We start from the raw sequence: 14,489 nt of genomic DNA on the forward strand, positions 1-14,489 counted from the left end.
CCAAAAAATGCAAAGAAATTACTGATTATGGTATCCATTCAACGGCATTTCCAACGGAAATGATGGTAGAAAAATCTTTTGACTGAGATCTTTTCCCCTCCTCATGAAATACTTGCCCCATATCATAGATTGAATTATCCAATTTAAAAGGAATGGCAAATCCTTTCTCATTAATATCGGCAACCACTATCTTACAAAGAGTTCCGAAGTCTCCAAATTCAAGGTTATAGCGGGGGTCTGTTTTGTCCGGGGATGATAGACGGTACCAGCCATCAGGATCTTTGCTTAATATCCAATTTTGGCAGAGTCCACCATCATAAGATGATGTAAGTATCACGTTATAAGGCTTCTCCAGCCCTATCCAAAAGCGAAATTCATTGATATACCTTGGTACATGTTCGCACCATATAAATATTTCTGCCTGATTATATTTAATAACAGAAGGTGTGGAAAAGCGTATGATTCCTTCTATAGTCCTCCCAAAGATAGAAGAAGGTTCTACTTCGTCATGCAATAAAGGTGTGCCGGTAATGCCACCGTAAGTAATTTCGTTTTTTACAATAAATTTTCCATCCTCCGGTTTTTTGGGAGTAATATATTTTATTTTATATTGACCTTTTATATCTTTGATTGTTTGTTTAAATCTTTCTCGGAATACGGCTATATTTTCAGCATGAACATAAGTACCTCCGGTTTCCAGTGCGATATTTTTTAACACCTCCTCTTCGCTGCCTCTCCCTATTCCCAGTATATAGATGTGAACGTCCCTCTCTTTTGCCAGGGATATAACATTACCGGGAGTATTAAAACTGCTATTGTCAAATCCGTCAGATAAGAATACGAGGGTTTTAAAAATATCTGGGTCTGGTTTTTCCGGGAATTGTTTTAATCCTTTTAGCACCGCATCCCAGCAACTCGAAAAATCCCGGTAAATCTTGCCGGAACTAAACTGGCTAACGGCTTCTATGGCGGCATTCTTATACGTCGTAAAATCTTGTAGAATTGCAGGAGGTTCATCGGGTCTATGGAACTCAACCACACCTACCTGATGTGTATCATTAAGACTTTCTATTAAATCTTTAGCGCTTAGTGCCATCCGGGTAATATCCCCGTTCTTTTCATACATTGATGCTGAATAGTCCAGAACTATCATAACCTGTAATTGAAAATCGTCTTGTGTGTAAAGAAGTGCATGGCTCTCCAGATAATCAATCTCCGTTCCGTTTTCCCAAATCCTTATGTTTTTCCGGACAACTTTATTAGGGTCAAATAAAATAGCGTGATTGCTCTGGTCTCTTAATGAGAATATAAATTGTATCGTGTTGGGAATCTGATGGTCTGTTGTTTGATTTAATATCTTTATATTCCGAACAGGCTGTAGGATCTTTATGGGACGGACTTCATCAAATAATGCCGGATTTCCGGCATCTTCTACCCGAATTGCATAATCATCCCCCTCCCGGATAAAATCATCAACTTTCCAGAGAAATGATCCTTTGGAAGTATCATCTTTCCTGAAATTATAATTGTCCGCAATGGTTCCAATTTTTTCTTCTTTTGAATAGAGAAAAATGTTTACACTTTCGCTTACGCCTGAAGTTGCCGTCCATTCTATTGACCTGTTATCACCTACGGATAATGAAGTGCTTGCTGCCGGAGATATAAGGGTTAATCTTTCTTCACTTTTTTGCACTAGTATTCGAACTTTAGCATCCCCTGCATTTGTGAAAATCCTTAATTCATCCATAGAACTACCATAGGACATCAAGTTTCTATCTATCTTTACGCTAATTTTTCCCGGGGTTTCCTTTATAGCGCCGGTTACAGGTTTAATGGTAAGCCAATGGGGGGTTTTTTTGTTCTCGATTTCAAAATTTAGATTTTTAACGTCCGGACGAAAAAAACCTTCAGCCTTTGCCGTATTTTTAATAGTAAATTCCATCTCTGTTTGTTTGTCTCCAAAATTCAAACTGATTGGAGAGATTTCAAGTATTGGCGGTGCATCTCTGCGCAACAAAATAATCAGTATTGCAATAAATATTAAAGCAATGGTAATGTAAATAAATTTTTTTTTCTTCTTTGTCCTATATGGTTTTTTCTTTTCGCTATTATCTTTCGGTATATATGACATTTTTTCAAAACTCCTTTTCTTGTATCAATTTTTTAAACAATTATTCAAAATTATTGAATCATTGTAACTATTCAGCGTAAACATTACGGCTGCACCCCCGCTTGTTCTCAAACCCTGTGTTGAGCCTGCCGAATTATCAGTTTGGAAACACATTTATCTGGGAAACTCCGGTTTTTCATACGGGTTAAGGCTTGCAAGCCATGGTTTAACGTTTAGGAATTTCAAGGTTAGGACTGAAAGGCTGTTAGTGTATATAGCCAGGGGTGCAGTCCTGGTTATATGCTTTCTGCTCTTCAGGCCTGTTGTATTTCGGTTGCTTAATATATTACTAATGAATAGTTTCGAATTGTTTTATATTCAATATTAAGCTTGTGCCAAACAATATGGACAATAGCCACTCTCTATCAAATAATATTAAAAATATCATCTATCCCTCAATATACCTGTATAGGCTCTGTTGAAAAATCCATAGTTGCCAAAATTTTTAAAAAATTCTATTTAACCATACTAACAACTTATGGCACATGTTTTTTTTAAACTGCGGAAATTTCGACGTTATCAATTGAGTTCGCCATTGTAATTATTAATCATAAATTCTGCAATCGATTTTTAAGGAGCAATAATCCGCCATTTACAATGTCCCCGGCTGACAAAAAACAATGGAAAAAATCGGAATTACGCATTTCCATCATGGTTGCTGCTAAATCAACATCGATAAACTTCTCTTTAAGCCTGTGTTCTGAAGTTAGGTTGCTTTTGGCAGTAATTTTTTAGAGATAAAACAAATTTTGGGGTCAAGATAAAAAGAAGGCGAATCGGTGTTCAAAGAAACGGCATGATGAATTAGAGAGTGGCAATGCAGAATAGGCAATAAAGGCTGTAAGGATATTGTTGTCTTATACTCCATGTTCCGGAAAAAAATTACTAAGTAAATCGTAAATCAAATGCTGTAAATGTTCACGTTGGGTTTCGATCTAATTTGCCGGAGCATCTAATCCTAATGACACCACCCTTTCTTTTGGGGACTTCATCCGTCTGAAATAATCCTTCGCAAGAGAAGCAACTACAGGGGAAAGCACCGTAAGCGCTATAAGATTTGGCGCTGCCATAAGGCCGTTCATAGAATCACAGAAATTGATAATGGGGTCTATTTTCACAGTGGCGCCAAGGAGGATGAATCCAAGGTAGCTTATGCGGTACAGATGAACGGCCTTCTTTCCAAAAAGGTAGTCTGCTGCACGGTCGCCATAATACGACCACGAAATCAGGGTGGAAAACGCAAAGAATATGATGCTTGCGGCGACAAACTTCGCGCCTATATTGTTGCCAATGCCCATCGAAAACGCCATGCCGGTTAATTCACCTTTTACATGACATACCTCATGGGCGCCTGTTACAATGATAACGAGTGCCGTCATGGAACAAATACAAATAGTATCAATAAACGGGCCAAGCATGGCGACAAGCCCCTCCCGGATAGGTTCCTTTGTCCTTGCCGCCCCGTGCGCAATCGCGGCGGAACCAAGTCCCGCTTCGTTAGAAAAAAGCCCCCTGGAAACTCCGGAGCGAATCACACTTCCAAGTATACCTCCCGCTATCGACTCAGGGGCGTGGAAGGCATAATAAAATATCGTATACAATCCGGAGGGAACTGCTGAATAATGTATGCCTAAAATAATAATCCCGCCGATAACGTAAAAGATACACATAAATGGAACAATCTTTGAGGCCACACGTCCCACACTTTTAATACCGCCGATAATTACAAGACCCACCAGTATCGCAATAATAAACCCCACAATGATATTAAACAATAGGTTTGGCTCGCTGCTGCCACGAATAAGTTCGTTCAGGCTTACCACAACATTATTGATCTGAAACATATTTCCGCTGCCAAAACTTGCCATAATCGCAAAGAAGGCAAATAACACCGCAAGCCATTTGAATTTTGCTCCCATGCCAATCTCAATAAAATGCATGGGTCCCCCATGCGCCTCTCCGTTTTCATCAATACGCCTGAAATGCACGGCAAGCGAACAGGAGGTAAACTTTGTCGCCATGCCGACAAGTGCGGTAATCCACATCCAGAATACGGCGCCAGGCCCTCCCATCAATATTGCTGCAGCTACTCCGACAATGTTCCCGGTGCCAATGGTCGCGGAAAGGGCTGTGGCAAGCGCCTGAAAGTGGGTAATTTCCCCCGGATCCCGCACATCATCATAGTTACCCTGAAGCACTTTTATTCCGTGAGTGAACCCCCTGAGCTGAACAAACAATAACCGAAACGTTAAATACAGTCCTGTCCCCACTAGGAGCGCCATAAGAGGTAAGCCCCATACATAACCGTTAAACGTCTCAAGGCATTTTCCCATTGTTCACTCCTCATCCTAAGCTGGCATAGCCAGCACCAAAATAAGCAAAAAATATGAAATACGAAACAAATTCCAAAATCCTTCCCCCTTATCGCCTCCAAAGGGAGACAATGTCCCACGCTGGCTGGGGTGCAGAGGGTGGATTCGTATTTTCGGATTTCACCATTAAAAATTTTGCAAAAAAATGCAAAGAAATTACTGAAGCACAGGGTTAGCGCGTGTACAACATTTTACGTCCTTATCTTCTATGCAGGCAAATGCTTCGCCCCCCCCTGCCTGGATGTTTTCATTGTGTTTTTAAAAGGAATATGGTAAAAGTCCCTAATTATTAGTTATTTTATTATAATTTGCAAAAATAACTAAAAAAAATTTGCGTATGCGTATGAATCGGGTCAATGCCTCATCCCCTGAAACCAGGCTGACTATAAATAATTTCTGTTTACGCGTTCGTTTTTATAAAAGCAATGCGTAATCGCCTCAACCCTTTCTAAACACAATAAACCATGAAGATAGAATGGATTAAACGTATAACTCCTTGCCTGCCAATAATTTTTATTTTTGGTTGCAGTGCTTTGCAAAAACAAAGCATTTATGATGAAACGCGGTCACAGATGCTGGAAAAAAGAATGAATGATTTGTCCAAATCCGTCACCATTCTCGTTAAAGATGTAAACATGATACATAATGAAATAGAGATACTCGCAAACAGCCAGGATGCTCTTATGCAAAAAATTAGCTCCGTGGAAGAGGGAGTTGCTTGCCTCAGCAAGAGCTTTCCAGACTCTTCAGACACAAGTGTCGGCGGTTCAGAACATAATCAAATTTCCGGAGGACGAAAGGAAGCAGATGTTAGTTACAATGATAACGCAGGGCACAGGCGCACATCTGCCCCTGACGGGAGTATCCATGACGAAACAATTCATGCCGTTGTCAGAAACATTGCCGCGGGTTTCTGGGACGCATTGTTAGAAAATAACCTTGACACCGCAAAGACTTTTGCAACCATGGCAAGCGGGAAAAATTTGACCATCAACAAAAATATAGATGACAGTAGCAACCATGTAACTTTTGGAGATATCGTTGCTGACAATGATAAGGCAACAATAGAAACCATGTTGAATACACAAAAGGATGGATCCCAAATAAGTATTCCACTGCAAACAATCCTTGTTAAAGAAAAAAATCAATGGAAAGTGGATGCCGATCTTACCATGATGTCTGTTTTTGGAGGCGCTATGGGAGAAGTCATAGAAGGCATTGGAGAGGCAGTGAAAAATAGCGGTGAAGGTATGGGCAGGTCTCTTGCTGAAGGCATGTCAAAAGAATTAGAAGATATGGCAAACGGCAAAGAAAATATGGGGCAACAGGGCGCAACGCCGGCACCTTAGTCGGCAACAACAGTCGGCAAATTGCAGATTGAGGATTGCAGACTGAAAACTGTTCTCATGCCTGCTTCTGGCGTGCCATCTTATAGGGGTAAGAGGCATTTGCCGGGAATAGTGTCGCGGGTTGCAGTATTTTACGAGGTTCCCTTGTCCATACCGGCAAATGCATTGTCCCTTACACAGGTCTGTAAAACTTTGTTCTTATGGAGATATTTCAAAAAACGAAGTGGGTGTCACAATCCCGCTCTCCGTATTTCTTTTGCCTTTACAACCAGCCTACATTACATCCATGGCGCGAAATAATCAATATGATACACATCAATTATCAACCAAAACAGCTTTGTCCATGCGGTAGTAAATTTCTGTAGTTTTTCCGGTTCACTTTTATATGCCTCTGCCAAAAGGTTAAACAAGTATTGATGAATGTACCCCCAGAGTGCCAGGTTTAGTCTCATGGGTATGTACAAATCCTCATTTCCAAAGATCGGAACATGCACTGCGCCAACCCATCTCACATAATTCCAGAATTCCTCATCCCACTTGCATTCAACGATTTTCAGGATAAATATTTTTTGTCTTGCCCTTCGCACCTTTACGTATTCATCAGAGATATTCCCTGTTTCATCCATAAACCATCTTGACAACCATGGGTCATTAACCAGTTTTTCCCAATAGATATGATCAAGGATTTTCTCCAGATTTGGCGCAACAAATTCCTCTACCGATTGCTTAATCGCCGCAGTATCCTTGTCATTGAAATCCAGGCATTTCGACATATATTCAAATCGCTTCATTATATCCATACTCGTATCCCTGTAAATATTCCATGCATTATTAAATGCCGGCACATCCAGGATACGGGATGATTTGCCTGTCGATCTTTTATTTTTTGCTTCCATTGGAAAAGTCTTCATCCACGCTTCTGCCATTGCTGTTGCCATTACGTTACGCTCCTTACAACTAAGTTAAAAAAGTAAATAGTCCAAATAATCTCAAATAACAAAATAACCTTTCCACTGAATCTCTTCCCACTGCACCTCCTGATTAGTCTAAAATGTAATATAAATACGATATCTGCGTTTTGTAATAAGCAATCATCGTGCCTAAAAAAATCCATATTTTTGCCGATTTCTTAACTTAATAGCTACAAAAGATTTACGGATGTAATCCTCTTATGGCAGGCATAGTTGATTATTTAAAACACCTAGGGGAAAAACAAAAGAATCGAAATTTTTTCGGAGAATGCATTCCGGGATAAAAAAACAGCGAAATAATTTCGCTACTCCTGCCTTCTTAATTGGTGCTGTTTTCATAGGGTACTTTTTCGGTTTTTTGAAAAAAGGCAATTAGTGAATATTTGTAACAATTTAGTTTTTTGAAAAAGGCATGAGATTTTGATGTTTTTATGAAAACGCATGAATAAACTTTTGATACGTGCTGGATTTTGTTAACATTTAAAGCAATTGAAAAAGGCATTTTGCTTTACCAGCGGTTCTTATATCAAAATAACGACCCACAGAAAGGTTGCATGGCGTTTTCCTGCAAAGGTATCATAAAAAGCATGGAAACATTCTTTCTCCGTTTTTTTAGGAGAGTAAATAGAAAACGGAAACGGGAAATAATAGGGTGCTTGAAACGGTATATATTGCTTTAGGTGCGAATTTGGGCAATAGGGAGAGAAATTTAAGGAACGCTTATGAGTATATGAGTGCGTCTGAAGATATTCACACCTTAAAAATTTCGCGCTTTTATGAAACAGCCCCTCTTGGGGGACCTCTACAGCCGATGTTTTTAAATGCGGCTCTTGAATTGCAAACATCACTAACACCCCACCAATTGCTGGAAAAACTTCAGCATATAGAATTGCGTATGGGCAGGATACGTAAGGAAAAATGGGGACCTAGAACCATAGATATCGACATCTTGCTTTTTGGCGACAGAATTGTGGAAGATGATCAACTAAAAATTCCTCATCCCTTGATGCATGAAAGAATATTTGTGCTGGAACCTCTCGTTGAAATAGCGCCAGATATGGTACATCCCGTTTTAAAAAAAACAATACTTCAGATATATCAGGAGTTTAAAACTTTTAACCAATAAGGTTTGCGAAATTACATGTTTTCAAGGCTGGACAGATACCTGTTAAAAGCGTTTTTCCCAACATTTTTTTTGTGTCTCCTCATTATTTCAGGCACATATGTTATTATTGACCTTCTTCAAAAGCTGGATGATTTTTTGGAGATGGGAATAAATTCATTTGGCGTTGCATCGCGTTATTATGCCTACCTCTTTCCGGTGATAATCACGCAATTTTTTCCTGCCATTACTTTAGTTGCGGTGGGCATTGTACTGGTCAGACTATCCAGAAACAAGGAAATACTGGCGATGCAGGTTGCGGGAATTTCACTATACCGAATATTGCTGCCCATATTTGTCGTGACGGTGTTTATGGGGTTTGCGTCGTTTGGCGATCAGGAATGGATTGTTCCCCGGTTTGCTGAAAAATTGGAGGCTATGCAGCAAAATACCTTTGATAGCGACGTTCAACGGAACCTGCTTGTGCATGATGATGAAAACAATGCATTAATCAGAATATGGAAATATAGTAATAAAACGCAAAAAATGGATTCTGTGTTTATCCTTTCGCGGGATGAAAATGGAAAGAAAAGATTCACCCTTAATGCAAAGAAAGCGGAATGGATTGGAAATAACACGTGGGTATTAAGCAAGATATTAAAACATGTTTATGACGAACGGGGGAGATGGGTGGCTCCGGTTCATCGGTTGGATACGCTTGAGTTCGTATCCTCCGTAACTCCATTAGAACTTGGAAAGAAAAAATTAGATTCCAGTTTGTTAAGCCTTGAACAGTTAAATGAATTATGCGAAAAGGAACCCGATAATCCGAAGAATAAGGTATTGTTTCATTCAAGAATTGCCTATACGCTTACGCATATTGTGTTGCTTTTTTTGGGAATACCTCTTGTTGTTGGGTTTGAAAGAATGAGTAAAAACATTTTTTTGCGCGTAAGTTTGTGTATCCTTGCCTGTGGGGTGTTTTATGCGGTGTCTTTTATTTGTTCCAATCTTGGCAATACGGGAATGGTTCACCCCGTATTGGCGGCATGGATGCCCATTGTACTTTTTGGGTCTGTGGGAATATTCTTTTTTGATATGATGAATGCTTAATGCGATTAATAATTATGTACAGGCATTATTAGACGTATTCTATCCGCGGATTTGCCTCTATTGCAATAGGAATATAAATTACCATTGCGAGCAGTATATTTGCGGTACATGCAGGAAAAATATTCCATTTGTAAATGAGAGACATTGTATTCGGTGTGGGAGTGTTTTAGGGCAGTATTCCGTCGCGTCTGAGGTAAAAGGCTGTGCTTTTTGCCGGTCAGAGCATCTTTACCATGATTCATTAACGGCAATTGCATATTATGATGGTGCGATTAAAGCTTTAATACATAAATATAAATATGAAAGACAGCGTTTCTTATATAAGGCAATAGGGGACTTTCTGCGGAAAAACAAAAAACTTGGGGAACTTATGCGGGAAATAGATATTATTGTACCGGTACCCCTTTATTGGCGAAAGAAATTGCAGAGAGGCTTCAATCAATCAGAGCTTATAGCGCGTGAAATTCATCGGGCTTTTTTAACGCCTTTCTCCGTAAATAACCTTATCAGAATCAAAAACACTACTTCACAAACAAGATTATCTAAAAGCAAAAGATATTCAAATGTCCAAAAGGCGTTTTTTATTAAAAACCCGGCAATAATGAAGGGAAAAAGGGTATTATTGGTGGACGATGTTCTCACTACTGGCTTAACCATGCGTGAGTGCGCAAAAAAACTGAAAAAAACAGGGGCCAAATCCATACATTTGTTTGTTTTTGCAATTGCAGAGTATAAGAATTAGGTATTCTGCTTTAATTTCCTTGACGGAAAGTCTTATATCAGTAAAATGTAAAGGTTTTAAGTGAATATTTTTTATTTAAAGAAAGGAATTGTGCTTTGGATAATATAACAATAGTTGCCAGACATTTGGATATTACGGAAGCAATAAGAAATTATGCCTTGCAAAAAGCTGAAAAAATAAAAAAATTTTTCGAATGGATTTTGCATGTACAGGTAACGCTTGACATAGGGGGGGATAGCAGCCATCTTGTCGAAATGGTTGTCAATGTTTCAAGAGGACCCACGATTGTGGCAGAGGCGTCAAATACAGACATGTATCGTTCTATAGATATTGTTGTGGATAAAGTAGTTGCGCAATTGAAAAAACACAAGGGGAAAATAGAATCTAAAATTGTTCGTCAAAAGAAGCATTCTATTGGAGAAGTCGCAGAATCTGAAGGCAAACAAGAGGTATAGAGGTATAAAAGAATACTTATTGGGGGTGCAAGGGTAATGAAATTAACTGATTTTATTGTATCTGAGGCGATTATAACAGAAATACAGTCCGTTGAAAAAGAAGCAGTCATCAGGGAGATGGTATGTGCTCTTCGTGATGCGAAAAAAATCGATGCAAAAGATGTTGGAAGGATTATTGAAGCCCTTATGAAAAGGGAAGAATTAGGAAGTACGGGCATAGGCAAGGGAGTGGCCGTACCCCACACAAAGCATGAAAGTATAAAAAATGTTATAGGTTCTGTGGCCCGTTCTGCAAAAGGGGTCGATTTTAATGCATTGGACGGCGAACCAGTATTCCTGTTTTTTTTGCTGCTTTCCCCCACCGATTCCACCGGGTCACATCTCGCCGCTTTAGAGAAAATATCTACCGCAATCAGAGATGATGATTTCCGTCGCTTTATGCGTGAAGCAAAAGGCATTGAAGGGATGGTAGATACACTGAAGGAAGTAGACGGTATTCAGGTGTAATACTCAGCAGGGTGCTTTTATTCCTCAATACCCACGCTGGCATAACCGGAACCAAACAAGTACTAAATAAAAAATACGAGGCACGAGGCACGAAGCACGAAACAAATTCCAAAATACAAAATCCCAATGAACAAAACCGTAACACTTTAGTTTTTTGAAAAACCGGGTTTTTAAATAGTTGAAATTTAGAATTTGTTTAGAATTTCGTATTTAGCTTTCGGGTTTCACCATTAAACATTTTGCCAAAAAGCACGCACTGACGAATGGAAGTGTGCAAAGAAATTACTGATAAGCTATTATGGCGAACGGCTGTCGGACTAATTTTTTGCATGGCGACGGACAAGCTATCGCAAGAGTGAAAGAGCATTATTCTCCTGTTTTTCAAGCATTACCATTTATTTAGATACAGTATTTTATTGTAGTTTTGTAGAGAAGCGTATAATGGATTTTTTCTTTGTAAACTCCAAAATATCTGAACGGAAAGTGAAGATATGGAATTCAAATGGCCTGCACGCGCGGCCTGCAACCAAATTTTCCGAAATTGCCAATAAATATACTTCTGAGATACGCGTGGAAGCAAAGGGTAAAAATATTGATGGCAAAAGCATCATTGAGCTTTTAACGCTTGGTGCGGAAAATGGCACGGAGTTATTAATAAGTGCGAAAGGGGTGGATTGTGCAGAAGCGCTGGACGCTCTGGAAGAACTGGTGAATAGCAAGTTTGAAGAAGAATTTATGGAAATCCGAAAAGGCATAGCCGTTTCACCGGGGGTTGTGATCCGGCAGGCTTTTTTGTTTGAGAGCGAAGGCTTCCGGATACCACGCCACGTCATAAAAAATGAGGCAGTTGAAGATGAGGTTTGCAGACTCGAAAAAGCGATCGATGCCTCTAAAAAAGAAATAGAGGATTTGGAAAAGAAGGTTTCTGAGAATTTAGGTTCTGAAATAGGGTCCATTTTCGGCACTCACAGAATGGTTTTGCAGGATGCACGGTTGAAAGATGAAATTATAAAACGGATTCGGAAAACCAACTTTACGCCTGAATTTGCAGTTTCTCTCGCCTTGCGTGTATATATCAGGAAATTTCAGGATATTAAAGATTCATACCTGGCGGAAAGGGTAACAGATATCTTTGATGTTGAACGCCGTCTTTTAAGAAATTTGTTGGGTGAAAAGAGGGAAGAACTTAAAAATCTTGAGGAAGAAGTAGTTTTAGTGGCGCACGACCTTACCCCTTCCCAAACGGCCATGCTTGATCCTCAAAAAGTGAAGGGTTTTGCCACCGATGGCGGAGGACGTACTTCTCATACGGCAATCGTTGCGCGTGCATTGGGGATTCCTGCAGTGGTAGGGCTTGGCACTGTTACCTCGGATGTTTTTGGAGGTGATATCGTAATTGTAGACGGAAACCGGGGATTGGTAATTGTCAGGCCAGACGATGAGACGTTAGCAACGTACCAAAGTAAGGTAAAGAGTATCGATGTTTTTGAGAAAAAACTGGCGATAGAACTAAAAGACCAACCTTCCACCACGGCGGATGGAAGACATATTTCCATTTTCGGCAATATTGAATTTCCACGGGAAATAGGTGTAAATTTAAACTACGGTGCGGAAGGGATAGGCCTTTACAGAACGGAGTTTCTCTATTTGAATTCTCCAACGCCTCCGACAGAAGAGCAGCATTTGGAGGCATACACTACCGTTGTTCAGGAACTAAAGGGAAGACCTGTTATCATCAGAACGCTTGATTTAGGTGCAGATAAGCTGCCATACCTGGAACATAGAAAAGAGGGAAATCCTTTCCTTGGGTGTCGTTCTATACGTTATTGTTTTGAAAACCCTTCCATATTTAAAATACAGCTTAGAGCCTTGCTGAGAGCCTCTGCTCTGGGAGAGGTGAAAATATTGTTTCCCTTAATTTCATCCATCCAGGAACTGAGACGGGCAAAACAGATGGTGTATGAGACGATGGAAGATCTGGACAAAGAGAATATTTCCTTTGATAAAAACGTCAAAATGGGAACGATGCTGGAAGTCCCCTCTTCTGTTATGATTTCAGACATGTTGGCAAAAGAATGCGATTTTTTTAGCATAGGCACAAACGATCTTATCCAATATTCTTTGGCGGTTGATAGAAACAACGAACGGGTGGCATATTTATATTGTCCTGTACATCCGGCGATTTTAAGGTTTTTGAAATTTGCGATAAAATCTGCACATGAAAATGATATTCCTGTTGGAATTTGCGGCGAAATGGGAGGGGAACTGGAATATACGATCCCCCTTGTAGGGCTTGGTCTGAAAGAGTTTAGCGTCGCTCCCGCAACAATCATACCCGAGATGAAAAAGATTATCCGGTCTGTTTCTTTTGAAGAAGCCAGGGAAGTGGCGGAAACTGTATTTAAGTTTGACAATCCGGAAAAAACCAAAAAATATCTTAATGATTTTGTAAGAAAAATTTTACCGGAAGTATATTAATACTTTATCAGTAATCTCCTTGCACACTTCCATTCGTCAGTGCGTGTTTTTTGGCAAAATATTTAATAGTGAAACCCGAAAGCTAAATACGAAATTCTAAACAAATTCTAAATTTTAGTAACTATTCAGCGTAAACGATACACGGCTCGTTCCCAAACTCCAGTTTGGGAATGCATTTGTTCGAGAAACTCCGGTTTCTCGCCTGTTTGCTGATAGATAGGGAATAAAATCACAGGGTTAAGACAGTTTGTAATTCGTCAAGTCTGACACGCACTGGAAACAAAGTTTCCAGTGCAATTGTGTTCCCAAACTGTGGTTTGGTAACGAGTTGCGCTCTGATCTCCGGTAGTTTAATAAATTACGCTGAATAGTTACAAATTTTAACTATTTAAAAACCCGGTTTTTCAAAAAACTAAAGTGTTACGGTTTTGTTCATTGGGATTTTGTATTTTTGAATTTGTTTCGTGCTTCGTGCTTCGCGCTTCGTGTTTCGTATTTTTTATTTAGTACTTGTTTGGTCCTGGCTATGCCAGTTTAAGAATGTATATCTTTACGGTAAAGTTGTTTTTTTCACCTCACTGTTTTATGAAGGATGGCTGGCCATAGGAGAAAAAATACGCATTCGTTTTTCCAAATCGGGGGATATTCGGTTTATTTCCCATAATGATTTGATGAGAACCATTGAACGGATAATACGAAGAGCAAATATCCCCATCGCAATGTCCAAAGGTTTTAATCCTCACCCAAAAATATCCATGCCGTTAGCGCTTGGTGTTGGCATGAGCGGAGAAGATGAAATTTTGGAATTGGAGTTGCTCCATCATGAACCGCTTGAGTTACTGGCGGAACGGTTCCGGAGGCAATTGCCGGAAGGGATTCGCATTGTTTCGGCCCGGCAGATACCGCTATCGGAAAGAGGCGCTGTTGATAATGTGACATATAAGATTATTTTTAAAAATAAAGATATTCTGCAAACCTTAAAAATTGAAGATTTCTGGAATGAACATTCTATCGTAATAAAACGCATGAAAAAAGAGGTGCAAAAATCCGTAGAAATCAGATCTTCTGTTCAAAAAATCTGGCGGGAGAACGAAGCCCTGTTTTTAACTTTCCGATTGACGCCGGATGGTATGCCGAGGCCTGAAGAAGTCGTAAGTGCCCTTGGGGTCGATATAAATAACGAGCTTTTTGAAATTATCAGGACGGAAGTGGATATCTCTTCTGTATAAA

General features: G+C 39.7%; 11 protein-coding genes. 8 read left to right on the top strand and 3 right to left on the bottom strand.

Annotated elements, in window-relative coordinates:
- Positions 1 to 25 precede the first annotated feature (25 nt).
- Both KSMBR1_RS09400 and KSMBR1_RS09405 read right to left on the bottom strand, forming a co-directional pair.
- Positions 26 to 2,131 (bottom strand): VWA domain-containing protein, encoded by a 2,106-nt coding sequence (locus KSMBR1_RS09400; RefSeq protein ID WP_099325095.1) that lies wholly within the window; start codon positions 2,129 to 2,131, stop codon positions 26 to 28.
- Between the two features lie 974 nt (positions 2,132 to 3,105).
- On the bottom strand, positions 3,106 to 4,503 hold the full coding sequence (locus tag KSMBR1_RS09405) for an alanine/glycine:cation symporter family protein (protein WP_099325096.1): 1,398 nt from the start codon (positions 4,501 to 4,503) through the stop codon (positions 3,106 to 3,108).
- Positions 4,504 to 5,006: 503 nt separating this feature from the next.
- Here KSMBR1_RS09405 and KSMBR1_RS09410 point away from each other — a divergent pair.
- Positions 5,007 to 5,891: a hypothetical protein gene (locus KSMBR1_RS09410; protein ID WP_099325097.1), complete on the top strand. Its 885-nt coding sequence runs from the start codon at positions 5,007 to 5,009 to the stop codon at positions 5,889 to 5,891.
- Positions 5,892 to 6,169: 278 nt separating this feature from the next.
- On the opposite strand, the gene KSMBR1_RS09415 is transcribed toward KSMBR1_RS09410, so the two are convergent.
- Complete coding sequence (locus KSMBR1_RS09415) at positions 6,170 to 6,829, bottom strand: protoglobin family protein (RefSeq protein ID WP_099325098.1); 660 nt, start codon at positions 6,827 to 6,829, stop codon at positions 6,170 to 6,172.
- Between the two features lie 685 nt (positions 6,830 to 7,514).
- Between KSMBR1_RS09415 and folK the strand changes: the two genes are divergently transcribed.
- The 7 genes from folK (at position 7,515) to KSMBR1_RS09455 (ending at position 14,488) form a co-directional block, all read left to right on the top strand.
- Positions 7,515 to 7,988 carry a 2-amino-4-hydroxy-6-hydroxymethyldihydropteridine diphosphokinase gene (gene folK / locus KSMBR1_RS09425; protein ID WP_099325100.1) on the top strand — a complete coding sequence of 158 codons (474 nt, stop codon included), beginning with the start codon at positions 7,515 to 7,517 and terminating at the stop codon, positions 7,986 to 7,988.
- A 15-nt stretch (positions 7,989 to 8,003) separates the two neighbouring features.
- Positions 8,004 to 9,077 (top strand): LptF/LptG family permease, encoded by a 1,074-nt coding sequence (locus KSMBR1_RS09430; protein WP_099325101.1) that lies wholly within the window; start codon positions 8,004 to 8,006, stop codon positions 9,075 to 9,077.
- Positions 9,070 to 9,819, top strand: coding sequence for a ComF family protein (locus KSMBR1_RS09435; RefSeq protein WP_099325102.1), 750 nt, complete (start codon positions 9,070 to 9,072; stop codon positions 9,817 to 9,819). Before KSMBR1_RS09430 ends, KSMBR1_RS09435 begins: the two co-directional genes overlap by 8 nt.
- 95 nt (positions 9,820 to 9,914) lie before the next feature.
- On the top strand, positions 9,915 to 10,274 hold the full coding sequence (hpf, locus tag KSMBR1_RS09440; RefSeq protein WP_099325103.1) for a ribosome hibernation-promoting factor, HPF/YfiA family: 360 nt from the start codon (positions 9,915 to 9,917) through the stop codon (positions 10,272 to 10,274).
- Positions 10,275 to 10,310: 36 nt separating this feature from the next.
- Positions 10,311 to 10,781: a PTS sugar transporter subunit IIA gene (locus tag KSMBR1_RS09445; RefSeq protein ID WP_099325104.1), complete on the top strand. Its 471-nt coding sequence runs from the start codon at positions 10,311 to 10,313 to the stop codon at positions 10,779 to 10,781.
- Between the two features lie 441 nt (positions 10,782 to 11,222).
- Entirely contained in the window at positions 11,223 to 13,259 is a 2,037-nt protein-coding gene (ptsP, locus tag KSMBR1_RS09450; RefSeq protein ID WP_099325105.1) for a phosphoenolpyruvate--protein phosphotransferase, read from the top strand.
- Positions 13,260 to 13,744: 485 nt separating this feature from the next.
- Entirely contained in the window at positions 13,745 to 14,488 is a 744-nt protein-coding gene (locus tag KSMBR1_RS09455; RefSeq protein WP_157820504.1) for a TIGR03936 family radical SAM-associated protein, read from the top strand.
- Position 14,489: the final 1 nt, after the last annotated feature.

The organism is Candidatus Kuenenia stuttgartiensis (assembly GCF_900232105.1).
GTDB classification, from domain to species: Bacteria; Planctomycetota; Brocadiia; order Brocadiales; family Brocadiaceae; genus Kuenenia; species Kuenenia stuttgartiensis_A.